27 protein-coding genes are annotated in these 23,747 nt (G+C 69.4%); 7 read left to right on the top strand and 20 right to left on the bottom strand.

Annotation, left to right across the window (positions count from 1 at the left end):
• Positions 1-430 precede the first annotated feature (430 nt).
• The gene (gene helR / locus ACGFJ2_RS33470) at positions 431-2,578 is read left to right on the top strand and encodes an RNA polymerase recycling motor ATPase HelR (RefSeq protein ID WP_393475073.1); all 2,148 of its coding nucleotides are present in this window, start codon (positions 431-433) and stop codon (positions 2,576-2,578) included.
• Between the two features lie 14 nt (positions 2,579-2,592).
• Here the strand turns inward: helR and ACGFJ2_RS33465 are convergent, their stop codons facing one another.
• From ACGFJ2_RS33465 to ACGFJ2_RS33455, 3 genes are all read right to left on the bottom strand, one after another.
• A complete protein-coding gene (locus ACGFJ2_RS33465; RefSeq protein WP_393475070.1) occupies positions 2,593-3,606 on the bottom strand; it encodes an NAD(P)-dependent alcohol dehydrogenase in 1,014 nt (337 codons plus the stop codon).
• Between the two features lie 82 nt (positions 3,607-3,688).
• The gene (locus ACGFJ2_RS33460; RefSeq protein ID WP_393475067.1) at positions 3,689-4,177 is read right to left on the bottom strand and encodes an RNA polymerase sigma factor; all 489 of its coding nucleotides are present in this window, start codon (positions 4,175-4,177) and stop codon (positions 3,689-3,691) included.
• On the bottom strand, positions 4,174-4,638 hold the full coding sequence (locus tag ACGFJ2_RS33455; protein WP_357959290.1) for a hypothetical protein: 465 nt from the start codon (positions 4,636-4,638) through the stop codon (positions 4,174-4,176). The genes ACGFJ2_RS33460 and ACGFJ2_RS33455 overlap by 4 nt, the downstream gene beginning before the upstream one ends.
• A 72-nt stretch (positions 4,639-4,710) precedes the next feature.
• Here ACGFJ2_RS33455 and ACGFJ2_RS33450 point away from each other — a divergent pair, with 72 nt between their 5' ends.
• A complete protein-coding gene (locus ACGFJ2_RS33450) occupies positions 4,711-5,145 on the top strand; it encodes a hypothetical protein (RefSeq protein WP_393475064.1) in 435 nt (144 codons plus the stop codon).
• Here ACGFJ2_RS33450 and ACGFJ2_RS33445 read toward each other — a convergent pair.
• A complete protein-coding gene (locus tag ACGFJ2_RS33445; RefSeq protein ID WP_393475061.1) occupies positions 5,140-5,742 on the bottom strand; it encodes a TetR/AcrR family transcriptional regulator in 603 nt (200 codons plus the stop codon). The two genes, ACGFJ2_RS33450 and ACGFJ2_RS33445, sit on opposite strands and share 6 nt — an antisense overlap.
• 98 nt (positions 5,743-5,840) lie before the next feature.
• Between ACGFJ2_RS33445 and ACGFJ2_RS33440 the strand changes: the two genes are divergently transcribed.
• Complete coding sequence (locus tag ACGFJ2_RS33440) at positions 5,841-6,665, top strand: class I SAM-dependent methyltransferase (protein ID WP_357959279.1); 825 nt, start codon at positions 5,841-5,843, stop codon at positions 6,663-6,665.
• Between the two features lie 84 nt (positions 6,666-6,749).
• Here the strand turns inward: ACGFJ2_RS33440 and ACGFJ2_RS33435 are convergent, their stop codons facing one another.
• The 4 genes from ACGFJ2_RS33435 to ACGFJ2_RS33420 form a co-directional block, all read right to left on the bottom strand.
• On the bottom strand, positions 6,750-7,145 hold the full coding sequence (locus ACGFJ2_RS33435; RefSeq protein WP_393475058.1) for a hypothetical protein: 396 nt from the start codon (positions 7,143-7,145) through the stop codon (positions 6,750-6,752).
• 8 nt (positions 7,146-7,153) lie between these two features.
• The gene (locus ACGFJ2_RS33430) at positions 7,154-7,564 is read right to left on the bottom strand and encodes a hypothetical protein (RefSeq protein ID WP_358185335.1); all 411 of its coding nucleotides are present in this window, start codon (positions 7,562-7,564) and stop codon (positions 7,154-7,156) included.
• A 107-nt stretch (positions 7,565-7,671) separates the two neighbouring features.
• Positions 7,672-8,895 (bottom strand): hypothetical protein, encoded by a 1,224-nt coding sequence (locus ACGFJ2_RS33425; RefSeq protein ID WP_393475055.1) that lies wholly within the window; start codon positions 8,893-8,895, stop codon positions 7,672-7,674.
• Positions 8,892-9,398, bottom strand: a complete 507-nt coding sequence (locus tag ACGFJ2_RS33420; RefSeq protein WP_358185341.1) for a SigE family RNA polymerase sigma factor — start codon at positions 9,396-9,398, stop codon at positions 8,892-8,894. Before ACGFJ2_RS33420 ends, ACGFJ2_RS33425 begins: the two co-directional genes overlap by 4 nt.
• Positions 9,399-9,523: 125 nt before the next feature.
• Here ACGFJ2_RS33420 and argG point away from each other — a divergent pair, with 125 nt between their 5' ends.
• The 3 genes from argG to ACGFJ2_RS33405 all read left to right on the top strand — a co-directional run bounded on the left by argG (position 9,524) and on the right by ACGFJ2_RS33405 (position 12,082).
• Positions 9,524-10,972 (top strand): argininosuccinate synthase, encoded by a 1,449-nt coding sequence (argG, locus tag ACGFJ2_RS33415; RefSeq protein WP_393475052.1) that lies wholly within the window; start codon positions 9,524-9,526, stop codon positions 10,970-10,972.
• 110 nt (positions 10,973-11,082) lie between these two features.
• Positions 11,083-11,445, top strand: coding sequence for a hypothetical protein (locus ACGFJ2_RS33410; RefSeq protein ID WP_393475049.1), 363 nt, complete (start codon positions 11,083-11,085; stop codon positions 11,443-11,445).
• Between the two features lie 64 nt (positions 11,446-11,509).
• The gene (locus ACGFJ2_RS33405) at positions 11,510-12,082 is read left to right on the top strand and encodes a hypothetical protein (protein ID WP_393475046.1); all 573 of its coding nucleotides are present in this window, start codon (positions 11,510-11,512) and stop codon (positions 12,080-12,082) included.
• A gap of 61 nt (positions 12,083-12,143) precedes the next feature.
• On the opposite strand, the gene ACGFJ2_RS33400 is transcribed toward ACGFJ2_RS33405, so the two are convergent.
• The 10 genes from ACGFJ2_RS33400 to ACGFJ2_RS33355 all read right to left on the bottom strand — a co-directional run bounded on the left by ACGFJ2_RS33400 (position 12,144) and on the right by ACGFJ2_RS33355 (position 20,580).
• A complete protein-coding gene (locus tag ACGFJ2_RS33400; RefSeq protein ID WP_393475043.1) occupies positions 12,144-12,587 on the bottom strand; it encodes a hypothetical protein in 444 nt (147 codons plus the stop codon).
• Between the two features lie 247 nt (positions 12,588-12,834).
• Positions 12,835-14,547 (bottom strand): GMC oxidoreductase, encoded by a 1,713-nt coding sequence (locus ACGFJ2_RS33395; protein ID WP_357959245.1) that lies wholly within the window; start codon positions 14,545-14,547, stop codon positions 12,835-12,837.
• A gap of 100 nt (positions 14,548-14,647) precedes the next feature.
• Positions 14,648-15,052, bottom strand: coding sequence for a GNAT family N-acetyltransferase (locus ACGFJ2_RS33390; RefSeq protein WP_357959242.1), 405 nt, complete (start codon positions 15,050-15,052; stop codon positions 14,648-14,650).
• A 10-nt stretch (positions 15,053-15,062) separates the two neighbouring features.
• Positions 15,063-16,241 (bottom strand): ABC transporter permease, encoded by a 1,179-nt coding sequence (locus ACGFJ2_RS33385; protein WP_357959239.1) that lies wholly within the window; start codon positions 16,239-16,241, stop codon positions 15,063-15,065.
• Positions 16,241-16,918: an ABC transporter ATP-binding protein gene (locus ACGFJ2_RS33380; RefSeq protein WP_393475038.1), complete on the bottom strand. Its 678-nt coding sequence runs from the start codon at positions 16,916-16,918 to the stop codon at positions 16,241-16,243. The genes ACGFJ2_RS33385 and ACGFJ2_RS33380 overlap by 1 nt, the downstream gene beginning before the upstream one ends.
• Positions 16,911-18,650: a peptidoglycan-binding protein gene (locus tag ACGFJ2_RS33375; protein ID WP_393475035.1), complete on the bottom strand. Its 1,740-nt coding sequence runs from the start codon at positions 18,648-18,650 to the stop codon at positions 16,911-16,913. The genes ACGFJ2_RS33380 and ACGFJ2_RS33375 overlap by 8 nt, the downstream gene beginning before the upstream one ends.
• Positions 18,647-18,778: a hypothetical protein gene (locus ACGFJ2_RS33370; protein WP_357959232.1), complete on the bottom strand. Its 132-nt coding sequence runs from the start codon at positions 18,776-18,778 to the stop codon at positions 18,647-18,649. Before ACGFJ2_RS33370 ends, ACGFJ2_RS33375 begins: the two co-directional genes overlap by 4 nt.
• Before the next feature lie 34 nt (positions 18,779-18,812).
• On the bottom strand, positions 18,813-19,697 hold the full coding sequence (locus ACGFJ2_RS33365) for a hypothetical protein (protein WP_393475032.1): 885 nt from the start codon (positions 19,695-19,697) through the stop codon (positions 18,813-18,815).
• Complete coding sequence (locus tag ACGFJ2_RS33360) at positions 19,694-20,044, bottom strand: PadR family transcriptional regulator (protein ID WP_393475029.1); 351 nt, start codon at positions 20,042-20,044, stop codon at positions 19,694-19,696. Before ACGFJ2_RS33360 ends, ACGFJ2_RS33365 begins: the two co-directional genes overlap by 4 nt.
• Positions 20,045-20,082: 38 nt before the next feature.
• Positions 20,083-20,580, bottom strand: coding sequence for an NUDIX hydrolase (locus ACGFJ2_RS33355; protein WP_393475026.1), 498 nt, complete (start codon positions 20,578-20,580; stop codon positions 20,083-20,085).
• A gap of 110 nt (positions 20,581-20,690) precedes the next feature.
• Between ACGFJ2_RS33355 and ACGFJ2_RS33350 the strand changes: the two genes are divergently transcribed.
• Positions 20,691-21,842, top strand: a complete 1,152-nt coding sequence (locus ACGFJ2_RS33350) for a calcium:proton antiporter (protein ID WP_393475023.1) — start codon at positions 20,691-20,693, stop codon at positions 21,840-21,842.
• A 15-nt stretch (positions 21,843-21,857) separates the two neighbouring features.
• Here the strand turns inward: ACGFJ2_RS33350 and ACGFJ2_RS33345 are convergent, their stop codons facing one another.
• Together ACGFJ2_RS33345 and ACGFJ2_RS33340 are read right to left on the bottom strand one after the other, a co-directional pair.
• Positions 21,858-22,601, bottom strand: a complete 744-nt coding sequence (locus ACGFJ2_RS33345; protein ID WP_393475020.1) for an ABC transporter permease — start codon at positions 22,599-22,601, stop codon at positions 21,858-21,860.
• The gene (locus ACGFJ2_RS33340) at positions 22,582-23,532 is read right to left on the bottom strand and encodes an ATP-binding cassette domain-containing protein (protein ID WP_393475017.1); all 951 of its coding nucleotides are present in this window, start codon (positions 23,530-23,532) and stop codon (positions 22,582-22,584) included. The genes ACGFJ2_RS33345 and ACGFJ2_RS33340 overlap by 20 nt, the downstream gene beginning before the upstream one ends.
• Positions 23,533-23,747 lie beyond the last annotated feature (215 nt).

Genomic DNA, 23,747 nt, shown 5'->3' with positions numbered 1-23,747 from the left:
GCGCGAGGCTGCCAACAGATGTCCTTCCGAGGGCTCGCGGCGGACTGACTACACGCACGCCAGACAACCTCGCAACGTGAGCAAGCGGAGCGGGTTGTCAGAACAGCAGCGTGGAAGCATGAGCGTACTCGCTCAAATGCAATTTGTCCACGCTTACGCAGACCCAGCGTTCCGGTCGCATTTCCATGATGACGTATGGAGCCCCCACTTGTCAACGCCGAACGCGACTGAAGATAGTCTCCGACGAACCGTGGGTGCGGCGGCGATGTGCCGCCTCGTGAAGGGGAAAGGGGATTATCCGCGCCTTTCCACTCTCAACGTATAGCGCACCGGGGGGCTTGCGGCAAGACCCGGGTCGTGCCGCAGAATCAGCGGCCGAGGCCAGAACGCCAGGAACGGGTCCCAGTGACCTCAGATCGGAGCTTGATACGTGAACCCCCTGACCACCAGCGCGTTCGACCTTCCCGACCGTCTTGCCCTCAAGGGCGACCAGGCGCTGATCGCCGGCGATGAGCGACACTTCGCGGCCATCGCGGAGAGCCTTGAGCAGTCGATCGCCGACCTGTCCGACCGCCTCGACGCCGAGCGCAAGGCGCCCGGCGGCATCGGCCGGGCGGCGATGGACCGGGACATGGAGATCCACCGGCTGACCGCTCGCCTGCGCGCGCTCCGCCGGTTCGGTTTGGACCTGTGCCTCGGACACATGGTCAGCGCGGACGACCCCGAGCCCGTGTACGTCGGCCGGCTCGGCCTCAGGGACAGCGCGGGCCGTCAACTGCTGGTCGACTGGCGTTCCCCGGCGGCCGAGCCGTTCTTCGGAGCCACCCACGCCAACCCGATGGGCCTGGCCAGCCGCCGCCGGTATCGCTGGACCCGCGGCCGGATCAGCGACTACTGGGACGAGGTGTTCACCTCGGACGGGCTGGTCGGGCACGCCGCGCTCGACGACCAGTCCGCCTTCATCGCCAGCCTGGGCAGCAACCGGTCGGCCCGGATGCGAGACGTGCTCGGCACCATCCAGGCCGACCAGGACGCCATCATCCGCGCCGGCTCCCGGGGCGCTCTCGTCGTCGACGGCGGTCCGGGCACGGGCAAGACCGTCGTCGCCCTGCACCGCTCCGCCTACCTGCTCTACTCCGACCCTCGCCTCGGTCACCACCGGGGCGGCGTCCTGTTCGTCGGTCCGCACCAGCCCTACCTGGCGTACGTCGCCGACGTACTCCCCAGCCTCGGAGAGGAGGGCGTGCAGACCTGCACCCTGCGGGACCTCGTCGCCGAGGGAGCCGCGGCGGCGATCGAGGCCGACCCGGACGTGGCCCGCTTGAAGTCGTCCGCGAACCTGACGCAGGCCATCGAACCGGCCGTCCGGTTCTACGAGAACCCGCCCACCAAGGGGATGACGATCACGACCCCCTGGTCCGACATCTGGCTGAGCGCCGAGGATTGGGCCGAGGCGTTCCAGGCACCGGATCCCGGCACTCCGCACAACGAGGCGCGTGACCAGATCTGGGAGGAGCTGCTCACGATCCTGATGGACAAGCATGACGGCGACGCCTCGCCTGACCTGCTCCGCAAGTCGCTACTGCGGGACAGGGAGCTGCTCACGATCTTCAACAAGGCGTGGCCGCTGATCGAGGCGGCCGACCTCGTCGGGGACTTGTGGTCCGTACCCGCCTACCTGCGGATGTGCGCTCCCTGGCTCAGCCCCGACGAGGTGCGAGCGCTGCAGCGCGCGGACGCCCAGGCGTGGACGGTGTCCGACCTGCCGCTCCTGGACGCGGCACGGCAGCGGCTCGGCGACCCGGAGGCGGCGCTCCGTAAGCGCCGGCATGACGCCTCTCTCGCCGCCCAGCGTGAGCAGATGGACATGGTCGTCGACAACCTGCTCGCCGCCGATGACGACGGTGAAGGTCTGGTGACGATGCTGCGCGGACAGGACGCGAAGGTCTCTCTGGTCGACGAGACCACATTGCCCAGCATCGAACCGGACCTGCTCGCCGGCCCGTTCGCGCACATCGTCGTGGACGAGGCCCAGGAGCTGACCGACGCGGAGTGGCAGATGCTGCTGCTCCGGTGCCCGTCCCGGAGTTTCACCATCGTCGGGGACCGCGCCCAGGCCAGGCACGGGTTCACGGAGTCGTGGCAGGAGCGGCTGGAGCGGATCGGGCTCGACCGGATCAACCTGGCCTCCCTGAGCATCAACTACCGGACGCCGGAAGAGATCATGACGGAAGCCGAGCCGGTCATCCGGGCCGTGCTCCCGGACGCCAACGTGCCGACCTCCATCCGCCGCGGTGACGTCCCCGTCGTCCACGGATCCGCCTCGGATCTGGGCTCGATCCTCGACACCTGGCTCGCCGCACACGCCGACGGGATCGCGTGCGTCATCGGGGACCCCACCTTCCGTACGACGTCCCGCGTCCGATCGCTGACCCCGGAGCTGTCGAAGGGGCTGGAGTTCGACCTGGTCGTCCTCGTCGACCCGGAGGCGTTCGGCGAGGGCATCGAAGGCGCGGTCGACCGCTATGTCGCGATGACCCGAGCGACCCAGCAACTCGTCATCCTCACCAGCTCCTGACAGGCGCGCTCCGGTCAGTCGTGGCTGATGACGATCTTGCCGAAGCCGCCGCCCGCCTCGCAGTAGCGGTACGCCTCGTGGACGTCCTCGAACGGGAACACCCGGTCGAGGACGGGACGCAGCCGGTGCGTGGCGACCGCGCGGTTGACCTGGAGGAAGTGGGCGCGGCTGCCGGTCGCCACGCCGCGCAGCACCGCGCCCGCCCCGAACAGCAGCGCCGGGTCGACCGGCCGGGCGCCCTCGGCACCGGACAGCCGGTAACCGACGAACGCCACCTCGCCGCCGAACGCCACCGACTTCAGCGACTGCTCCAGCGGCCCCGCCGGGTCGACGACGCGATCGGCGCCCATGCCGTCGGTGAGCGCGCGGACCTCCTCCGACCATGACGGGTTCGCCCGGTAGTCGATCACCTCGTCGGCGCCGAGCTTCCGCAGCCGCTCCGCTTTGGCGGGGCCGGACGTCGTCATGATCACCCGGGCGCCGCTCAGCTTGGCGAACATCAGCGTGAACAGCGACACCCCGCCCGAGCCGAGCGTCAGCACGGTCTGGCCGGGCCGTGGGGCGCCGCCGGAGGTCAGCGCGTTCCAGGCGGTCACGGCCGCCAGCGGCAGCGCCGCCGCCTCCTCGTACGACAGGTGCTCGGGGATGGGCACCACGCCGTCCTCGCTCAGCACCGCGTACTCGGCCAGCACTCCGTCGGTCATGGTGCCGAGCTGGGCGGCGTTCTCCAGCAGGAAGGGCCCGTCCTGCCAGCGCGGGAACACGGTCGCCGCCACGCGGTCGCCCGGCCTGACCCGGGTCACGTCCTCGCCGACGGCCACGACCTCGCCCACGCCCTCGCAGCCGGGCACGACGCCGGGCCTGATCGGCAGCGGATAGTCGTTCGCCAGCACCATCAGATCGCGATAGCCCAGCCCGTTCGCGCGGATCCTGACCACGACCTGCCCGCGCCCCGGCGCGGGCTCGTCCCGGTCCTCGATGGTCAGCCCGGCGAGACCGCGTCCCGGCCGCAGGTGATAGCTCCTCATCGCACGTCCTTTCCCCCGCTTCGGTTACGTGAGGATCCTCCGGGCGAGTCATGACATCGGACAATTCCCCTCAGGGAATCGCTCACGATTGCCAGGCATTGCGGAAGCTCAGCCGGGCCCGCGCCAGCCGGGACTTGACCGTGCCCACCGGCACCGCCAGCAGCCTGGCGGCGGTGGCCTCGTCGAGCCCTTCGACATCGCGCAGCACCAGCACGGCGCGGTGCTCGGGCGTGAGCCGTTCCAGCACGTCGCGGATGTCCACCGCGTTCTCCACGTCCTGCCGCGACGGCAGGGCGCCCGGCTCCGCGGGGCCGACGCGGTTGTCGCGCCTGGCGATCCTGACGGCCTCTCTCACGGCGATCGCCCGCGCCCAGCCGTACAGCGCGTCGGGCTCGCGCAGCGCGCGCAGGTTGCGGAAGACGGCGATCAACGCCTCCTGGACCGCGTCCTGTCCGCTGTCGAGCGCGATGGGCCCGCAGATCCGGCCGAGGTACGGTGTCAGCTCGCGGAGCAGGTCGTTCATCGCCATCGTGTCGCCGCGCTGAGCGGCCCGGACGAGCGCCGCGCTCATCGGGCACGCTCGGCGACCCGTGTCGCCAGCCGGGCCAGGGCCTTCTCCCCGGCTCTCCTGACGCCTAGGGGCACCAGCGCGCTACGTCCGGGCACGCGGATGCCGCCGGTCTGCGCCACCAGCGTGCCTTCCGGAACGGCGGTGGCCGCCAGGCCGACGAGCAGGAACCTGCTCTGCATCCAGCACCAGCCGGGCCGCAGGTCGACGTCGAAGCGGGCGCGCATGCCGTACGTGCTGCGGGCCTCGGCCACCAGCCGCCCGCCTCCGTCGTCCGCGACGATCCGCAGGTTCCGCATGTCCGGCTCGAAGGTGCCGAACTCCCGCTCCAAGTCGCTCGCCACCTCCCAGACCAGCTCCAAGGGGTCGGGCAGAATCCGCTCGGCGACACGCGCACCGGGGACGCCGGCGGCGAGCACGCGCAGCCGGCGCACCGGGTCCAGGTCGGCAACAGGCCAGTTCATGTCTTTCCAGAGGCGCCTTGGGGGCAGAAGGTTCCATGGAACCATTGGCGAGTTCGCCGCCTCCTGGAGGGCATGAACATCTCACGCCCCGGCGCGTTCGCGGCCGCCGTCCTGCTTCTCGACGCACTCGTCCATCTGTTCTGGGTGGTCCGGCCCATCGCCGACCCCCGCGCGCTCTCGCTGGCCGTCCTCAACGCCGAGGTGCCCTTCACCCCACGGGTGCTGCTGCCGCTCATCCTCGTGCTGAGCGTGGGGGCCCTGTCGGTGGCGGCGGCCTCCGGCGGGCGGGGCGGGTGGCCGGCCAGGGCGGTCACCATGGCCGTGGGCGCCGGTGTGCTGGTACGCGGGCTTGTCGGCGTGGTGTGGGCTTTCGGCCTCGGCACGGACACTGGAAGCCCGTTCTACTGGCTGAACCTGTTCCTCTACACCCCTGTCTGCCTGGCCATGACGCTCGCGGTCGGCATCGTCCTGGTACGCGCGCGGCGGCCGGTGAGCATCAGCTCATAGCAGTCGTCTTTGCGTGACATCGGCGATGACGGCGTTCACCACCTTGCCGACTTCCGCCGGCTCCGGCGCGACCCCTTCCCGGCCGGCGAACAGCATGTGCCCGGCTCCGATCAGGGAGAGCGCCAGCGCGTCCACGTCGGCGTCCGCCGCGATGCGGCCCAGCTCGCACTCCTCGTTCAGGTAGGCGGAGATCATGGCCACGGCATCCGTCAGGACCGGGATGCCGAAAGCCGGCCGGGCCCGAGGCAGCCGGGCCCGCAACTCATCCCGGAAGATGACGAGACCGACGATCGACACGGCGACCGGGTCGAACAGGGTCATCAGTGCCTCGGTCAGGTTGCCGGCGACGTCGCCGGTGCCGGCGGAGTCGCGAAGGGCGGCGGCCTGGCCTTCGAGCCGGGCGATGCGGTCCTGCACGAGCTCGGCGAGGAAGGCGTCGAAGTCCTCGAAGTGCTTGTGCAGGACCCCCTTGGCGACGCCCGCCTCCGCCGTGACCGCTCGGCTGGTCAGGCCGGGTGCCCCGTCCCGGAGCAGGACGCGCTCGGCGGCGTCGAACAACTGCTGCCGCACATCGCGGAGGGCCACTCCAGTCGGCATCGCCCGTTCCTCCCTTGTCGCACTCCTTCGCCCACCCTTCGCTCACCGCGAACGTCTGCCCGATTGCGGAGTGGGCGCCCGCCCACTATGGTGGGCGCATGCCCACTTTATCGCAGGAGCAACCAGAGCCTTCGCGGAACGAGCCCCATAAGGCCAGGCAGATGGCGGAGTCGTTCGGGGTCGACGCCGAACGTTACGACCGGGCCCGCCCCGACTATCCCGACGCCCTGGTGCGGCAGATCATCGCCGCCAGCCCCGGTCGTGACATCGTCGACGTCGGCTGCGGCACCGGCATAGAAGCCCGTCAGTTCCTGGCGGCCGGGTGCAAGGTGCTGGGTGTCGAGCCGGACGTCCGGATGGCCGAGTTCGCCCGCCGTACCGGGATTGAGGTCGAGGTGGCGACGTTCGAGGACTGGGACGCCGCCGGCCGTACCTTCGACGCGGTCGTCGCCGGGCAGTCCTGGCACTGGGTGGACCCCGTAGCGGGCGCCGCCAAGGCGGCGCGGGTGCTGCGGCCCGGCGGCCTGCTGGCGGTGTTCGCGCACGTGTACGACCCGCCGCCCTTCGTCGCGGAGGCGTTCGCCGCCGTCTTCCGGAAGGTGGCGCCCGACTCGCCGCTCAGCGCCGGACCGCCGCGGCCGGGCCAGGACATCTACCAGGCGATGTTCGCCCTGTTCGCCGACGGCATCCGGAAGGCGGCCGAGTTCGGCGAGCCGGAGCAGTGGCGATTCGACTGGGAGCGGTACTACAGCCGCGACGACTGGCTCGACCTGCTGCCCACCACCGGCGCGCTCACCCAACTCCCACCGGACCAACTGGCCGAGGTGCTGGCGGGTGTCGGTGCCGCCATCGACGCGATCGGCGGCGGCTTCACCATGGCCTACACCACGATGGCGATCACCGCGTCACTGAACCCCCGGTAGTCATCTAACGCGCCGGCCTCCGACCCTGAGCGCAGCACTTTCACAGCTGAGGGGGTGCTTGTCATCGTGTGCGCGCCGACGCGATCAAGGTAGTTCACCGACCGGCGCGGCGGTATGCGTCCCGTCGCCGGTGCATCGCCATACGGTGAGCCCCTGTTCGCAGCCGACATGCAGGCCACGATCGTGCGTGGCGCAGACCGGCCAGACTTTCCAGGTCAGCTCCATGATTGTTTCTTGGACGGCCTCGGCGACATCAGCGAGCAGGTCATTAATGTCGCCGTCGGCGATAATGCCGGCGCCGTGGTAGCCGCCCTGGAACTCCACCCAAGTAAGAGCGCCGTCGCCCGGGGTGATCAAGCGGAGCGCACCGGTGATTCCTCGGGCGCGAACGTCGCGCTCGACCACCTCCAGCGCCTGCTCCAGCGCCGACGGCATACGGGGTTCGAATGCCGTGTAGATGCGATCGCTCAAATCGTCCATTGCCCTATTCAATAGGGCGTCACAGCCGACACGCCGTACAAGGCGGCCTGCACGATGACGATCCCAGTGGCGACGCGTAGCACGATCAGTTTCCGGTAGAGCGCCAGAGCCACCCGATCTACCTGCGCCGACTTCGACGCGACGCGCTGCTCGCTGGGACTGGAGAGGTCCAGTAGGGATTTACCGGTGCTGGGCCGATACCAGAGCCCTAACAGGAGAATGATGGCGGCCACGGGGGCGCACGCTTGCGACACCACGCCCGTCGCCGCCGATAGGTAGCCTTCGAATGCCGTCTGCCTGCTCAACGAAAAGAAGAACCCTGTTCCTAACAGGACGAGCACGCTCACCGCATCCGCATAGAAAATGTTCCGCCGAATGCGGGCGATATCTGTAGGCGGCGGGAGGATCGACCCAACCATGACCCGACGGTAACACGCGGGTAGCAAATGGCGGCCGAACCATTCTCGCCGCCGCGGTCGAGGCGGCGACAATGCCGTCTCGACCGCTTCTGAGGGGCGCGCGACGGCTACCGGATCTTGGACAGGTCGATCATGTACAGGTCGTCCCCGAGCGAGTAGCTGAGGATCCTTCCGGTGGAATCCGTCATCGGCAGCCTGATCGAATTACCCTCCGGCTTGATGCCGAGGCTGGCCGACTTGCCGCTGACCAGGTCGTACAGTCCGACACCCGCGGGCTGCGGGCCGTACGCCGAGAAGGCGAAGCGGTCCTGGGTCGGTGGTTCGAGCGTGAGAGGGTGGCCGATCGCCTTCCTTTCCTGCGAGCCGTCCCGCTGCCGGTAGAAGCTCTCGCCGCTCGAGGTGGTGCCCAGGCAGATGCGTACGCCACACGAGCGGAGTTGCTCGCCGGCGTGGACGACGGCGGTGGCGGTCTCCCCGGTCTCCAGGTTCCGGATCCGTTCGAACAGCGGGCCCCCTCTCCGTTCGACCACTGGGCCCGTCTCGGGCTGGCCGCCCGGCCCCGGTGTGCCGGCCCACGGCCAGGTCAGCAGGTGCATTCCGGCGCTCTCCGCGATCGGCTCCACCGTGCCGCCCCCGAGGGGAACGGTGGAGACTCCGCCCGAGCGCAGCGAGAAAACGATCTTGTCGTTGACCACCTCGAGCCCGTCGATCCTGTTGCCGTCGTCGATCTGGATCTTCTGGTCAGCGACGATCTTCGCCTCGCCGCCCTTCAGTGGTACGGCCCAAAGGTGCGCGACCGAGTCCTCCGTCGCGGTCCACCAGGCCACGTGGCCGCCGCCCACGGCGAAGTCCGAGGCGAACGACACCGTCCCCGCGGGCCGAGGCACGTCGGCGATCTTGCGTTGGGCGGCGGTCTCGAGGTCGTAGGCGTAGATGGCCGCCGTGCTCTCGAATCCATCCCTTGTCGTCATGAGCACCGTGCGGTCGTCGATGACCGTGGCCGGCTGCCACGCCGTCCCGCCGTACCCCTTCCCCGCGACCTTGAGCACCGCCTCCGGCCAGACCTTCTCCACGGGCTCGGCCGGCGTCTCGGCGCGCGCCTGCGAGGCGACTTCGCCTTGTACAGCCGTCGTGGTCTCGCCGCCACGCACTACGGCCAGCGTCCCGCCCGAGACCAGCACGATCGCCGCGGCGGCCAGCGCCATCCGGGACCGCCGCCTCCTGCGCAGGTGAACCCGTTCGAGCCGCTCGGGCAGCATCCCCGGCAGTCTGGGCGCCTGCTCGGCCGCATGGCCGAACGTCCTGCGCAGGGTCTCCTCGACCTCGTTCATCGGACCTTCCCTCCGGTCGTCGAATTCCGCTCAGTCGGCAGGGCGGAGCGCAGCTTGCTCAGCGCGCGGGCGGCCTGGCTGCGTACCGTGCCACGGGATATCCCGAGCACGGCGGCGATCTCCGCGTCGTCGAGCTGCTCGTAGTAGCGCAGCACCAGCACCGCGCGCTGTTTGCGTGGCAGCCCGGCCAGCGCCTGCCACATGCTGCGCTCGTCGCCGCTGGGCAGCGGATCGTGGTGCTCGCGCTCCGGCAGGTCCCAGACGAGCAGCTCACGTCGCCGCAATCGCCACTTGGCGATGTGCAATCTGGCCATCGTGGTACGTGCGTAGCTCTCCGGGTTCTCCTTCAGACGTAATCGCGGCCAGGCGCCACGGAGCTTCAGCAGCGCCTCCTGGACCAGGTCGGCCGCGTCATGGGGGTTCCCGGCCAGTACATAGCCGTAGCGCAGCAGCGCGTCGCCGCGTTCTGCGACGAACTCTGCGAAACGGGGATCGCCTTCCAACGGTTCTCGCCCTTCGTCGTTCTTCCACCTCCGAGAGGAGCGAGGGGCAAAAACTGTTGCACGCGAAGACCACGGCCCGCGCCGAATCTTGCATGATCATGCGAAGCAATGCATACTCTTGTCTCATGTCCAAGGTTCTCACCTCCCTGCCCACCGGCGAGCGGGTCGGCATCGCCTTCTCGGGTGGTCTCGACACCTCGGTCGCCGTCGCCTGGATGCGCGACAAGGGCGCCGTCCCGTGCACCTACACCGCCGACATCGGCCAGTACGACGAGCCCGACATCGCCTCGGTGCCCGGTCGCGCGACGGCTTACGGGGCTGAGATCGCGCGTCTGGTCGACTGCCGCGCGGCGCTGGTCGAGGAGGGCCTGGCCGCGCTGACCTGCGGCGCGTTCCACATCCGATCGGGCGGGCGGGCCTACTTCAACACCACCCCGCTGGGCCGGGCGGTCACCGGAACCCTGCTGGTCCGGGCGATGCTCGAGGACGACGTGCAGATCTGGGGCGACGGCTCGACGTTCAAGGGCAACGACATCGAGCGGTTCTACCGCTACGGCCTGCTCGCGAACCCCCACCTGCGCATCTACAAGCCCTGGCTCGACGCCGACTTCGTGTCCGAGCTGGGTGGGCGCAAGGAGATGTCGGAGTGGCTGCTGGCCCACGGCCTGCCCTATCGCGACAGCACCGAGAAGGCCTACTCGACCGACGCCAACATCTGGGGCGCCACCCACGAGGCCAAGACCCTGGAGCACCTCGACACCGGCATCGAGACCGTGGACCCGATCATGGGCGTGCGGTTCTGGGACCCCACGGTCGAGATCCCCACCGAGGACGTGACCATCGGCTTCGACCAGGGCCGCCCGGTGACGATCAACGGCAAGGAGTTCGCCACCCCGGTCGACCTGGTGATGGAGGCCAACGCGATCGGTGGCCGGCACGGCATGGGCATGTCGGACCAGATCGAGAACCGGGTGATCGAGGCCAAGAGCCGCGGCATCTACGAGGCGCCCGGGATGGCGCTGCTGCACGCGGCGTACGAACGGCTGGTCAACGCGATCCACAACGAGGACACGCTGGCGACCTACCACAGCGAGGGACGGCGGCTCGGCAGGCTGATGTACGAGGGCCGCTGGCTCGACCCGCAGGCGCTCATGGTCCGCGAGTCGCTGCAGCGCTGGGTCGGCACGGCGGTCATCGGCGAGGTGACGCTGCGGCTGCGGCGCGGTGAGGACTACTCGATCCTCGACACCTCCGGTCCGGCTTTCAGCTACCACCCGGACAAGCTGTCGATGGAGCGTACGGAGGACTCGGCGTTCGGTCCGGTGGACCGGATCGGCCAGCTCACCATGCGCAACCTCGACATCGCCGACTCGCGCGCCAAGCTGGAGCAGTACGCCAGTCTCGGCATGCTCGGCCCCACCCATCCCGCGCTCATCGACGCCTCCCAGACGCCCTCGACCCCGCTGATCGGCGACATGCCGCAGGGCGGCGCCGAGATCATCGCCTCACGCGGCGAGGTCTCCGAGGACGAGGAGATGCTCGACCGCGCCGCGATGGAGCTCGGCAACGACTGACCGGCCTCGGGCGGACGCGGCGGCGCCGCGTCCGCGCTGAGCAAAAGGGCATATGCCTGTGTACCTAGCTTCCGATATAGGATCTTGCCGAAGTACCGTCAAACGGACGGATGGTGATGGCATTGCCTTCGGGTACACCTGGCGCAGGTGCGGATGAGCCGGCCCGGATATACGACAGAGCGGCGATCAAGAGGCTTGGCGACGAGCTCGTCGACGACACCACCGGGACTTCTCCCGTGTCACATCTGGAGGAGGCCGGCGGCTTTCCCCCGAACATGCGGCTCGGCTGGGGCGCATTGGGAGTGATGGGATTTCCGCTGGCCCTTGAGCACGACAAAATAGTCGCCTACGCCGAGCTGAAGCTGGGCGACATGGCCCAATCGTTGCACGGCCATCGAGACGAGTTGTATACGGCATCCGCGAACGTGGACACCGCGGAAGTGGAGAACATCGAGAATGTCAGACGCATTTAAAATCCCCATTCCAGGTGGCACGCCCAGTCCGTACGAGCCCGGCGGTGGCGGCGATCTCCGGTGGATGCAGCTGACCGCACTCGGCGAATACACCTTCGCCGCCGCCATATTGCCGGTGCTGTATAGGTCCGTGCTCCTGCAGGGCCTCACGATGCCGGCGGATCCGCAGTTGCTGCACAGGGCGGCGGATGGCTGGAGCGCCATCAGCGGCAACGTGTCCGCCTCCGGTGAGTCCATGCGGGATCGGCACGACAGTGTGTCGGCGGCCAGCTGGCAGGCGCTGGATCGAGCGGCTTTCGGGCAGAAGGTCGACGAGTTCGCCATGGGCTCGCAGACCGCCGCCACCTCGGCCCATCGTCTTTCGTTGATTCTCAGAATTCTGGCCAACATCTGGACCGCGTGGATCTACTGGAACCTCTATGCTGCCACGCACTCGGCGGCGTTGGCGGTGGCCGCGCTGTTCGGCGGAGCCAGCGGCCGGATCTACACTTATTTGGAGGCGCGTTCAGTGGCTCTCTCGGTTGAGCAAGAGCTTCTGTTCCTGCGCAATAATGTTTTGTGGAAGTGCTTCGAATTGCTCGTGGCGTGTGGGGCCGCCTGGGGGTACGACAAGGTCCTGACAGACGGCCTGAAGTGACGGGTGCGGCGACATCGCCGAATGACTCCGGTCGCCGAACGGTCCGACGCGGGTCACCCGGTCAGTAGCCGAACTCCTTACGCATGCGGTCCAGTTCGCCCGCCGTGTCGCTCATCATTCGGTCGAAGGCTCTCTGCGCCTCTTCGAACTGCGCTCTGGCGGCTTCCGGGTCGCCGTTCAGGTTCAGGGCGTCCCCGTCGAACGAATCCGTGAGGATCTCTGACAGCTGACGCTTGAGGTCCGCGTCGGCCTCGTGAATCGCCTTGAGTATCGCCGCGGACATCTCTTCCACGCTCATGCGCTTGGCCCGTGGGTCGATGTCGAGTCTGCTCACCCCGGAAATGGTGCACTCGACCGCGATGTGGTCGTCGGCGGTGGTGGCCCGGCCGACCGCGTCCGTGGCCCTCTCCTGCGCTTCCGTGAAACGGGCCACCCGCTTCTGTGAATCCCGCAGGAACGCGTCGACATTAATGTTCGCGAAATCACCGAAGCCAGGTGCCGCCACTTGTCCTACCTCAGCTCTCTACGTGCCGTCAGGGCGATGCAGGGCACAACGATATCGACACTGACCGAGATCGCGTTTCGGACCTCACCACAAGTCCAAGTGCATCGACATGGGCCAGCAGTACGTCCGGGAGGGCTTCAGTCAGTACGACTGCACAGGTAGCCCCGGTTACTACCCCCTCTGGGTTCGATAGGACTCGCACGGTCGCCGTCTGCCGCAAGGGAGGCGGCGTTCCGTTCAGAGACGGTCAGATCCGGTCGGCCAGTTGCCTGGCGAGGGTCAGTCCCGTGAGGACCGGGTTGACCGATCCGACCGTCGGGAACAACGACTGGTCGCAGGCATAGGCGTTCCGTACGTGATGGAAGCGGCCCACCGGATCGGTCACCGAGGTGGCCGGGTCGTCGCCCATCCACAGCGTGCCGGATTCGTGGTAGGTCGTCCCGAGTCCTCGATGCCATTCAGGGAACGGCCTGTCCAGGGGGAACGGCTGCGCGTGCCATGCGTTGTCGTACAGATACTGGATCTGGTCCGGCGAGCCGGAGACCACCTGGGCGATGGCGACCGCCGCGTTGTCCATCGCCTGCCAGACCTGCTCATCCCGCGGATCGAGCGTGAGGTGCAGGTACGCGCGCGCTATGCCGTACTCGTCGACCTCGTGCGGGCTGAGATTGATCCAGCTCTTGTCCGGGTCCGGTATCTCGGTCGTCCGGTCCCCGTGCATCTCGCCGACGCAGCGCAGGGTGACAGTGATCCAGTCGGGATCGGTGTTGGCCAGCTGCCGTTCGAGCAGGTCCATGTCCGGGAGCATGCGGAACAGGAGTTCGTCGGATCCGCCCTGGCTCGTCGACGCGGTGATCTGGATGTGGAACCGGCCGGCGGGCACCAGCCCGCGCAGCAGCAGCGCGCCGGTCTGCACGTGTTCGGGCAGCGGCGGCAGCGCCGTTCGGCGGATCCTGACGGTGAAGTCGCTGCGTACGTGCGCCATCAGGTTGCGGCCCATGAGCGGGGTGGGGAACGAGCCCAGGGCGAGCCGGGTGGTCTCCACCGCGCTCGCGGCGAGGATCACGGCACAGTCGGGGGAGATCGGTAGGGACTCCGGCCGCCCGGCGGCGTCGACGTCGATCGCGGTCACCACCCCGTCGGCCGCGTGCGCCCGGAGGACGTGCGCCAGGGGCACCACGAAGAGCCGCCGGTCCGCGTCGCGTCCCCCGGAGGCGGTCACATCCTCGCGGACCGCGTCCATGAGCATCGGCACGCTGCTGTACTTGTCGAAGCTGAACAGGCCCGACACCGGCGAGTCTCCCTGCACCGCGAGCGGCGCGACCTCGGCGCCGCGATCGCCGAGGCCGGTCTCGAACCCCGGTGTCACCGCGGCGGCGGACGCGAACGCCTCGAACAGCGTCGTATAGAGGTCACCCGCGATGAAATCGGTCGCGGGCACGACGCCGATCTCGCTCTCCACCTCCAGGTAGGTGCTCTCCAGGTACGCGGCCGTCGACGCCGGCCAATGCCGGAGATCATCCGCTGTGAGCCGGGGGCACCAGCCGCCCCAGTAGAGGGACTTGCCGCCGGTGCAGTACGCGAGCCCGGGAAAGTCGACGTTGCCCCGCCACGGCAGCCCCCACACCAGCTCCCGGGGCACGCGCGGATCGGCGCCGGGCGCGATGGGCGCGGGGACGTTGAGCCCGATACGGCCGAGGTTCTGCACGTGCTCGGGCACCAGGTAGGGGCCGGCGTCCAGCAGCAGCACCCGCTTGCCCGGGTGCCGCCGGTAGATCTTGGTCGCGCAGTACGCCCCGTACATCCCGCCGCCGACCACCACCGCCGAGAACGGCGGCCCGCCGCTGCCCGTCGCCTCCTGCCAGGTGCTGCAGAAGAAGCGGCCGAGAACATCGAGTGAGAAACTGGTCTTCTGGACGTCCACCGGCTGCCCGGAGGGGACGAGTTCGGGGAGTGCCATGGACGAAGTAGACCCCGCGAAAGACCCTCCCGCAATCCTTCGCGCCGCCGCTCCTCCGCGCCGCCGCTTCGTCGCGCCGCGATCCTCACAACCGCGATCCTCAGAGTTGCATCAACCCCGCCGCCGTAGGGCGGAAGCCGCACTGGGCGTAGAACCCCTCAAGATGCGGTTCGTAGTCCACATGCAGCCACTCGGCGCCGCGCGCCTTGGCCTCGTCGGCGGCCGCGCGGACCAGGCGGACACCGAGGCCCGCCCGGCGTTCGGCGGGATGCACGGTGGTGTCCAGGACGAAGGCATGGATGCCGCCGTCCGTGGCGACGTTCACGAAGCCGACCAGGCGGTCCGCGCGGTGGGCGGCGACCCAGCAGAGGCTGTGGCCGAGGATGGGGGCGAACGAGATCGGGTCGTGGCCGGGCCATGAGGCCGTGAAGAGGTCGTTGAGGTCGTGGTCGGTAAGGGGAGGGCACACGGTGAGTGTGATGCCGTCCTCAGGTGTCGGGTTCATGATCGACAAGCTACCTGAGCGCGTCCACCGGCTCCATTCTGGCCGCCCGCAGTGCCGGGTACAGACCGGCCAGCAGCCCGACCACGGCTCCGGCGATGGGCGCCCCGATCGCCAGCCGTACGTCCAGGAGCGGCGTCCACTGCTTGGCGGCCGAGACGGCGACGACGGCGACCACGCCGATGCTCGCGCCGATCACGCCGCCCGCGAGCCCGATCAGGGTCGACTCCAGCAGGAACTGGGCGGCGATGTGGCGGCGGGCCGCGCCCAGCGAGCGGCGCAGGCCGATCTCGGCGACGCGTTCCATCACGGTGACCAGCGTGACGTTGGCGATGCCGACCGCGCCCACCACGAGCGAGACCAGGCCGAGGATCAGGAACAGCGCGTTGACGTCGTCCTGCGCCTGGTCGCGCGCCCTGGTGGGGCTGGGCGGGGCGACGACCTGCAGTTGGTCGCCGTTGCCGGGGGAGAGCGCGTTCGGCGCCTGCCCGGCGATCAGGTCGGCGGCGCCGAGGCTGGTGTTGACCAGCACCCTGGTCACGTCACGCAGCCCGAACTGCTTGCCCACCGTGGGCGGCACGATGACGGCGGCGCTCAGGTTCCGTTCGCGGCGCAGGTCGCCGAGGATGCCGATGACCGTGTACGCGTGCTTGCCGATGAAGATCGCCGGAGCCCGGTCGAGACTGGTGACGCCGAGCATCTTGGCCGCCTGGTCGCCGAGCACGGCCACCCGGTCCGCCCGCTTGACGTGGCCGGCGTCGTAGAACCTGCCCTGCACGACCCGGCCCCTGGCGGCCTCGGGCAGGCCGGTCGTGGCGGCCAGTACGGTCAGGGTCTGCGTGGTCACCCTGGCCGGGTCGACGAGGTCGTTGGAGCGGACGGACAGGTTCGAGCTGTCCTTGGTCTCGGCCACCGCCGCGGCGGAGACCACTCCGCGCAGCCTGGTCACCCGATCGAGCGAGTCCCAGGCGACCAGCGGTACGTTCGCGCTCTCGGGCACCTCCACCGTGATGGCCGTGGCGACCAGCTCGTCGAAGCGTCCGACGATCTGGTTGCCCGCGGTGGCGGCCACGCCGAGCGTGATGACCAGCGTGGTGATGCCCAGCACGGTGCCGAGCGTGGTGAGCGCGGAGCGCACCGGCCTGGCGAGCATGCCCGCGACGGCCTCGCCGAGGAGATCCCGTACGTGCATCACGCCTCTTCCACCAGCACGCCGTCGGTGATCCGCACCCGGCGACCGGCGCGTGTGCTGACCTCCCGCTCGTGCGTGATGACCACGATCGTCAGCCCCTGCTCGCGCAGTTCGTCGAACAGGTCGAGCACCGCCTCGGTGTTGCGGCTGTCGAGGTTGCCGGTGGGCTCGTCGCACAGCAGCAGGGACGGCTCGCCCATGAGGGCCCTGGCCATGGCCGCGCGCTGGCGTTCGCCGCCGGACAGCCGGTCGGGCAGGAAGCCCACGCGGTGGCCGAGCCCGACCCGCTCCAGCGCGGCCAGCGCCCGCTCTCGCCTGCCCTTGCGCGGGTGGCCGCCGTAGATCTCCGCGAGCATCACGTTCTCCACGACGGTGCGGTGGGCGAGCAGGTGGAAGGACTGGAAGACGAAGCCGATGCGGTCGCCGCGCAGCTTGGTCCGTTCGCCGTCGCGCAGGGTGGTGGTCTCGGTGCCGTCCAGGCGGTAGCTGCCCGAGCTGGGCCGGTCCAGCAGGCCCAGGACGTTGAGCAGCGTGGACTTGCCCGAGCCTGACGGGCCGACGATCGCCAGGTAGTCGCCGCGCGCCACCCGGAGCGAGACGTCGTCGAGCGCGCGGACGGGCGGCTGCGCGGGGTAGTCCCTGCACACGGCGGTCAACTCGATGACCGGCTCAGACACCGCTGACCACCACTCGGTCGCCGGCGTTGAGCGCGCCGTTGACCTCGACGTTCCCGTCGGCGGTCAGGCCGGTGCGGATCTCGACCTCCTTGGTCTTGTCCGTGGCGTACTCCACCTGCACACGCGCCTTGCCGTCGGCCCCCGTGACGACCGCGGCCACCGGGACCACCAGCACCGGCTCCTTGGTCGCCCCCACGGTCACCCTGGCCGTGACCGTGGCGCCCGACTGGCCCTTGAGCCCCTTCGCCGAGCTCGGCGTGAGCAGGACCGGCTGGGTGCCCTCGGGGCCCTTCTCCTGGCCGGGCACCGTGGCCTTCTCGCCGACCGCGGTGAGCGCCGCCGGGTACGTCTTGCCCGAGTCGAGCTCGATGACCGCGCTCATGCCCGTACGCAGCAGGTCGGATTCCGCGCTCTCGACCGACCCCGTCACCATGAACGTCGAGCTGGTCACCGTGGCGATCTCCTTCTCGACGGCCTCGCCCGCCTTCACCGCGGCCTTCTGCACCCGCGCGGGCAGCTTCGGCAGGAACACGATCTCGCCCGGCGGAATCGCCGTGCCGTAGGTCCGTTCGAACTCCGCCAGCAGCGACCTGGCCGCGCTCACGTCCTTGGCCGCGTTGGCCACCTTGAGCTTGGTGGGGGAGAGCCGCCGGGCCTGGCGCAGCGCCTGCTCGGCCGTGACCAGCCCGTCCTTCGCCGTGCGCTCGGCCTTGCGCAGCTCTTCCAGCAGCTTCTCGCGGGCCTGCCGCGACTCCTCCTTGATCCGGCCGTACGCCTCCTGCGCCTGGTCCAGATCGGCCCTGGCGTTGCGTACCTTCAGCTCCAGCAGGCTCGTGTCCTGGGTCGGCTGAGGCGCGGGCGTGGCGGTGGGCAGGGCGGTAGAGGTGGTGGTCGGGGCGGTGGTCGGCTGATTCCTGGCCGCGGCGAGCGCCTGCTCGGCTTCGAGCAGCTTCTCCTCGGCCGCGCGCACGGTCGCGTCGGCCGTCGCCAGCTTGGCGTCGTCCTCCGGAGTGAGCCGCTGCCTCTCGGCCTCCTTCAGCGCGGCGCGCGCCGACTTCAGGTCCGCCTTGGCGTTGGTCAGCTTGACCTTCAGCGGGAGTACGTCACGCCCCTGGTCGAGCGTGTTCTTCTCGGTCGCCAGGGTCTCCTGCGCCGTCTGTACGGCCTTGCGCAACTGGTCGTGGGTCTGCCGGTCGGTCAGTGTGGGCTGCTGGGCCTCGTACCCCTTCTTCTTGTACATCCTGGTGACGGCGGCGATCGTGGCCTTGTCGAACACCCCCGAGGTGGGCCCGCCGTACCCGAGCCTGCGCAGCGCCTTCTGCAGCTGCTTGACGTCCTTGCCCTCGGTGCCCGGGCCGATCGTGCGGTGCATCGGCACGGAGCCGCGCAGCGCGAACACCGGGCGGCCGTTCACCTCCATGAACGCCGCTCCCTCTTTCAGCCTGCCCTGGCGCGGCGCCCGGGTGACCCGCTGCAGCTCCGAGGTGCCACCGACCACTCCCGCGAGGGTGATGGGCAGGGGCGAGCCGTATTCGAGCGTGCCGCTGACCACGACCGTGCTGACCAGCTTGCGGCGCTCGACGGCGGCGGTGACGAGCGACGCCTTCGGCGCGGCGCGGCGGGCGGCCTCGTCGGCGGGGGATCGCAGGCGGGTGCTGACGACCCAGCCGGCGGCGGCGATGGCCACGACACCCGCGATGACGAAGGCGAGCAGCCGCCTAGGGGACTTCATACGGCCAGCTCGACCAGCTGGGGCTGGTGGGACGGCTCTGGCGCGTTCTCGGCGGTGCCCCCGCAGCCGCCGAGTGCGACCAGCGCGGCCATTGCCATGACAGGAGCAAGAGGGGATCTCTTGGGCATGGCAGAGGACCATACTCCGTTTAACAGAGCATGGTCAATCCAGGGCGTGCCGCCGCTGCCGGTAGGGCGCGAACGCCGTCGCCAGGGTCAGTACGACCAGTACGCCCCAGTAGGCGAGGTGCTGCCTGGTCAGCTGGTCGCCGTGCAGACCCAGGTCGCCCGACGTGACCACCAGGTAGATGCCCGAGGCCAGGGCCCAGCGCGGGTCGCGGGCCAGGTACGCGCCCGCCACGGCCAGCCCCAGCGCCACCGCCTCGACGGCCATCTTGCTCAGACTGATCGGGAACAGCGTGCCCTCCGGCAGCCACGACGGGCCCGCCCACGCGGCCGCCAGCGCCGCTGCGAACCACCACCACGACCGGACTCGTGGCCGGGGCCGCCGCCAGGCCAGCACCGCCAGTCCGGACAGTACGACCGCGTAGCCCATGGCCACCGCCTGCGGGCTGCTGGTCTCGAACAGGGGACGGTCGGCGAGCGCTGACGGGTAGACCGGCAGGAGGGTGAGGTCCAGGGGCTGCCAGCCCCCGGCGATCGAGACCGCCTTGACGCCGGTGGCGAGAGTGAGCAGGAACGCCGTCCGCGTCCATCCGCGCATGACCGCCAGCAGTGTGAGCACCGACAGCAGCGTCCACAGCGGCAGCGAGCCCGCGAACGGCAGCAGCGCGGCCAGGTTCACCGCCGACACCGCCGTGACCCCGAGATGCAGGCCGTCCGCCCATGCGGTGCCCGTCGCCTGATGGGTGATGCGGGTGCGCACGCCGCCTCGGAGCAGTCCCCACGCCTCCCTGAGCACCGGGGTGGACTGTCCTGGAGCGGCGGATTCGAGCAGGACGTCGAGTAATTCGTCGCCGTGCGCCGCGCGGTATCGCCTCGGGTAGGCCAGCAACAGCGTGCGGTAGCGCCGTTCGAGCGTGGTCATGCGGTCAGGAGACGGACGAGGGAGGTGAACATGGTCGGCCGCAGGACGAGGGACGCGGCCTCCTGCATGCGTCTCGCCTCGGCTTCCACCAGCGCCTGGCCCTCGTCGGTGATCCTGAAGTAGCGCCTGTTGCGGCCGTTGACCGTCTCCTCGCGGTCCACGGCGATCACGCCTCGCTCGTTGAGCCGCTCAAGGATGCCGTACAGGGTGCCGACAGAGGGCTGGACCCGGCCGCCGGACAGCTCCTTGATCGACTTGCTGATCGCGTGTCCGTGCAGCGGTCCGCCGCGCAGCGCGGTGAGCACGAAGTACATCGGCTCGCTGACTTCTGAGGTTCCCCTGGGCATGGGACGAGATTAATCCGTTAAACGAAGCGTGTGCAACGCTAGAGCGTCCGGTACGCGATCAGCCAGCTTTGCCCGGCGCACAACCGTTCCACCTCCTCGGCCGGGAGCCAGGCGGCCCGCGTACTCTCCGACCCCGGAGCGGGCCGTACGGCGGGTCCCGGCGAGTCGAGCCGCGCCTGGAACATCACCAGATTCGTCAGCGCCTCATAGCGGTACCCGTTGGGCACCGGCCCCGTCAGTTCGATCCGCAACCACGCGAAAACGGACAGCTCCTCGGGCGCCAGCACCAGCCCGGTCTCCTCGGCCAGCTCCCGGACGGCGGCGTCCACGGGGGACTCGCCGGGTTCGAGGTGGCCGCCGGGGATGTCCCAGCCGCGTCCCGCGCGGTCGACGCAGGTCAGCAGCATCCTGTCGCTGTCGTCCCGTACGACGGCGAAGGCCGTGGTGATCTGGCCGGTCGGCGGCAGCCGCGAGGACAGGACGACCTCCAGCCGGTGCGCTACCGGGATCCATGGCACGGTCTCCGTCGCGATCACGTGATCCATGGTCTATTTCACCCCAAAACGGATGACAAGGCATGATCGGTGGTAACTCCGGAAGATTGGGCAACACCCTGTATATGCTTCGTTACATAACGAGACAGTGGATGGTCGCAGTCCCCCTACTCGCGCTCCTCGCTCTGGTCCTGTCATGGGGTCGCGAACTCCCGCCCGTCCTGGTGATCATCGTGGCCGTACTGCTCGCCGGCGCCGTCCTGGCCGCCGTGCACCACGCCGAGGTCATCGCGCACCGGGTGGGCGAGCCGTTCGGATCGCTGGTGCTGGCCGTGGCCGTGACGGTGATCGAGGTGGCGCTGATCGTCAGCCTGATGATCTCAGGTGGCGAGCATTCGGCGTCACTGGCCCGGGACACGGTGTTCGCCGCGGTCATGATCACCTGTAACGGCATCGTCGGTCTGTCACTGCTCCGCGGAACGCTCCGGCGAAAGGTGGCGGTCTTCAACGCCGAGGGCACGGGCGGCGCGCTGGCGACGGTCGCGACGCTGAGCACGCTCAGCCTCGCGCTGCCGACGTTCACGACGAGCGCCAAGGGGCCCGCCTTCTCCGCCGCGCAACTCGGGTTCGCGGCGGTGGTGTCGCTCCTGTTGTACGGGCTGTTCGTGCTGACGCAGACCGTACGGCACCGCGACTACTTCCTGCCGGTCACCACCGCTGAGGCCGCGCCCGCCACGGCTGAGGCCGCGCCCGCCACGGCTGAGGCCGCGCCCGCCACGGCTGAGGCCGCGCCCGCCACCGCTGAGGACGCGGCTGCCGACGCTGAGGAGCACGCGCCGCGGCCTTCGGCGCGGGCCACCATGATCAGCCTCGGGCTGCTGCTGGTGGCCCTGGTGACGGTCGTCGGCCTGGCCAAGGTCGAGTCGCCGGTGATCGAGCTGGCGGTGTCGTCGGCCGGGCTGCCTCAGGCGGTGGTCGGCGTGGTGATCGCGCTGCTGGTGCTGCTGCCGGAGACCATCGCCGCCGTCCGCGCGGCCAAGCGCGACCAGATCCAGATCAGCCTCAACCTGGCCCTGGGCTCGGCGATGGCCAGCATCGGGCTGACGATCCCGGTCATCGCGGTGGCCTCGATCTGGCTGACGGGGCCGCTCGTGCTCGGCCTCGGTGCCACGCATCTGGTGCTGCTGGGGCTGACCTTCGTCGTCACGACGCTCACCGTGGTGCCGGGGCGGGCGACGCTGCTGCAGAGCGGCGTGCATTTGGTGCTGTTCGCCGCGTTCCTGTTCTTGGCGATCAGCCCCTGAACGTCACGTGCCCCGTCACACGCCCCGGCGCATCGCCCGGTTGCCCAGCCAGAGGCCGATCGCGGCGATGAGGCAGGTGGCCGCGGTGCCGTACAGGATGGACAGGTTGGTGAGGTCGCCCGCGAAGAGGGCGCGTTCGGCCTCGACGATGTACGAGACCGGGTTGATCTGTCCGATGACCCGCAGCCACGCGGGCCCGGTCTCCACAGGGAGCAGCACCCCCGACAGCAACAAGACCGGGAAGAGCACCACCTGGGTGACCACGTAGAACAGGTTCCCGCTGGGCGCCGACTTGATCGCGAGGACGAACGAGAGCGCCCCCAGCCCGACACCGAGCACGATCAACATCGCGAGCCCGCCCAGCACACCCGCCGGATACAGCCGGAAACCCAGCGGGAGCGCCAGCAGGATGATCAGCACGGCCTGGCAGAACAGGACCGCCATCTCCTTCATCGTCCTGCCGACCAGCATCGCCGTACGGCTCAACGGGGTGACCATCAGCCGCTCCATCGAGCCGCCCAGCAACTCGACCAGCATCAGATAGCCCGACGACATGGGCGCCATCAGGCACATCATGACGAGAATGCCCGGCACGAACCACTGCCACGACGAGCCCATCGCCCCATCGAGCAGCGAGCCGAACAGGAACAGGAACAGCAGCGGCTGCCCCATCGAGAACAGCAGCCCGACGGGCTCGCGCAGCGCGGGGGTGATTTCGCGGGTGAAGACCGTCGTGGTGTCACGCAGGAATGTCGTCATCGGTGAGACTTCTCCCGGTAAGAGTGAGGAACACGTCGTCGAGGGTCGGGCGGGCGGTCTCGGCGGTGGCGACCTTGACGCCGTTCGCCTCCAGGGTGCGCAGATATTCGGGCAGGGCCGTGGCCGCGTTGGCGACGCGCAGCCGCACGGTCGTGCCCTCGACCTCGGCGGCCGCCTCACTGGTCATCCCGGCAGCCGTGGCCGCTTCCTGCTCCGTCGCGGTGGTGATCGTGATGCGGTCGCCGGCCAGGTCGTTCTTGAGTCCTTCTGCCGTGCCGTCCGCGATGATCTCGCCGTTGTCGATGATCACCACGCGTTCGGCCATGCTGTCGGCCTCTTCGAGGTAGTGGGTGGTCAGGAAGAGCGTCGTGCCGTACTCCGCACGCAGCCGCAGGATGTGCGCCCAGACCTCGGCGCGGCTCTTGGGGTCGAGACCGGTGGACGGCTCGTCGAGGAAGAGCAGTCCCGGACGGTGGACGAGGCCGAGCGCGATGTCGAGGCGGCGGCGCTGGCCGCCCGACAGCGTGCCGGGCTTGCGCTGGGCCAGCGGCCGCAGTTCGAGCAGGTCGAGCAGCTCGTCGGCGCGCCTGCCCGCCTCCGCGGGGGCCAGGCCGTAGCAGCGGCCTTGGGTGACGAGTTCGTCGCGGACGCGGAAGTTCTCGCCGGCGCTGCTCTTCTGGCCGACGTACCCGATGCGGGCGCGTACGCCGGAGGGGTCGCGGGCGATGTCCCGGCCCGCCACGGTGGCGGTGCCGGAGGTGGGCGGTAGCAGGGTGGTCAGCATGCGGAGGGTGGTCGACTTGCCGGCGCCGTTCGGGCCGAGGAAGGCGACCAGCTGGCCGGCCTCCACATCGAGATCGATGCCGCGTACGGCCTCGACGGCCTCTTTCTTCAACTTGAACACTCGGGTCAGTCCCCGGGCGTGGATCATGGTCGTTCTCCTCCGGGCATGGCGAAGAAACCCCAGGTCGGGGGCTCGATTGAGGATCGGAATCAGCTTGAGCCAGATAAAGCCGGTTTGGCAAACGTGAAAGTGACGTTCATAAACGGCACTGACCTGCGAAAACGTCATCTCGTACACACCCTGTGGATGACCAATTTTCGGCCGCTGAAATGCGGTTTTATACCGATATAAGAAATTTCTTG

The sequence above is a fragment of the Nonomuraea sp. NPDC049028 genome, from assembly GCF_043197735.1.
In the GTDB taxonomy this organism is placed as follows: domain Bacteria; phylum Actinomycetota; class Actinomycetes; order Streptosporangiales; family Streptosporangiaceae; genus Nonomuraea.
The sequence above is the reverse complement of the archived record's forward strand: the minus strand, read 5'-3'. Positions and strand labels throughout refer to the sequence as shown.

What these genes read in the sequence shown, in the direction of transcription:
- ACGFJ2_RS33385 (WP_357959239.1), bottom strand. Translation starts at nt 16,241, where the DNA reads ATGCACGTACGGGATCTCCTCGGCGAGGCCGTCGCGGGCATGCTCGCC.
- ACGFJ2_RS33340 (WP_393475017.1), bottom strand. Translation starts at nt 23,532, where the DNA reads ATGATCCACGCCCGGGGACTGACCCGAGTGTTCAAGTTGAAGAAAGAG.
- ACGFJ2_RS33350 (WP_393475023.1), top strand. Translation starts at nt 20,691, where the DNA reads ATGGTCGCAGTCCCCCTACTCGCGCTCCTCGCTCTGGTCCTGTCATGG.
- ACGFJ2_RS33405 (WP_393475046.1), top strand. Translation starts at nt 11,510, where the DNA reads ATGCAGCTGACCGCACTCGGCGAATACACCTTCGCCGCCGCCATATTG.
- ACGFJ2_RS33365 (WP_393475032.1), bottom strand. Translation starts at nt 19,697, where the DNA reads ATGACCACGCTCGAACGGCGCTACCGCACGCTGTTGCTGGCCTACCCG.
- ACGFJ2_RS33440 (WP_357959279.1), top strand. Translation starts at nt 5,841, where the DNA reads ATGCCCACTTTATCGCAGGAGCAACCAGAGCCTTCGCGGAACGAGCCC.
- ACGFJ2_RS33395 (WP_357959245.1), bottom strand. Translation starts at nt 14,547, where the DNA reads ATGGCACTCCCCGAACTCGTCCCCTCCGGGCAGCCGGTGGACGTCCAG.
- ACGFJ2_RS33435 (WP_393475058.1), bottom strand. Translation starts at nt 7,145, where the DNA reads ATGGACGATTTGAGCGATCGCATCTACACGGCATTCGAACCCCGTATG.
- ACGFJ2_RS33345 (WP_393475020.1), bottom strand. Translation starts at nt 22,601, where the DNA reads ATGACGACATTCCTGCGTGACACCACGACGGTCTTCACCCGCGAAATC.
- argG (WP_393475052.1), top strand. Translation starts at nt 9,524, where the DNA reads ATGTCCAAGGTTCTCACCTCCCTGCCCACCGGCGAGCGGGTCGGCATC.
- ACGFJ2_RS33360 (WP_393475029.1), bottom strand. Translation starts at nt 20,044, where the DNA reads ATGCCCAGGGGAACCTCAGAAGTCAGCGAGCCGATGTACTTCGTGCTC.
- ACGFJ2_RS33390 (WP_357959242.1), bottom strand. Translation starts at nt 15,052, where the DNA reads ATGAACCCGACACCTGAGGACGGCATCACACTCACCGTGTGCCCTCCC.
- ACGFJ2_RS33375 (WP_393475035.1), bottom strand. Translation starts at nt 18,650, where the DNA reads ATGAAGTCCCCTAGGCGGCTGCTCGCCTTCGTCATCGCGGGTGTCGTG.
- ACGFJ2_RS33430 (WP_358185335.1), bottom strand. Translation starts at nt 7,564, where the DNA reads ATGGTTGGGTCGATCCTCCCGCCGCCTACAGATATCGCCCGCATTCGG.
- ACGFJ2_RS33425 (WP_393475055.1), bottom strand. Translation starts at nt 8,895, where the DNA reads ATGAACGAGGTCGAGGAGACCCTGCGCAGGACGTTCGGCCATGCGGCC.
- ACGFJ2_RS33455 (WP_357959290.1), bottom strand. Translation starts at nt 4,638, where the DNA reads ATGAACTGGCCTGTTGCCGACCTGGACCCGGTGCGCCGGCTGCGCGTG.
- ACGFJ2_RS33445 (WP_393475061.1), bottom strand. Translation starts at nt 5,742, where the DNA reads ATGCCGACTGGAGTGGCCCTCCGCGATGTGCGGCAGCAGTTGTTCGAC.
- ACGFJ2_RS33465 (WP_393475070.1), bottom strand. Translation starts at nt 3,606, where the DNA reads ATGAGGAGCTATCACCTGCGGCCGGGACGCGGTCTCGCCGGGCTGACC.
- ACGFJ2_RS33460 (WP_393475067.1), bottom strand. Translation starts at nt 4,177, where the DNA reads ATGAGCGCGGCGCTCGTCCGGGCCGCTCAGCGCGGCGACACGATGGCG.
- ACGFJ2_RS33410 (WP_393475049.1), top strand. Translation starts at nt 11,083, where the DNA reads ATGGTGATGGCATTGCCTTCGGGTACACCTGGCGCAGGTGCGGATGAG.
- ACGFJ2_RS33370 (WP_357959232.1), bottom strand. Translation starts at nt 18,778, where the DNA reads ATGCCCAAGAGATCCCCTCTTGCTCCTGTCATGGCAATGGCCGCGCTG.
- ACGFJ2_RS33450 (WP_393475064.1), top strand. Translation starts at nt 4,711, where the DNA reads ATGAACATCTCACGCCCCGGCGCGTTCGCGGCCGCCGTCCTGCTTCTC.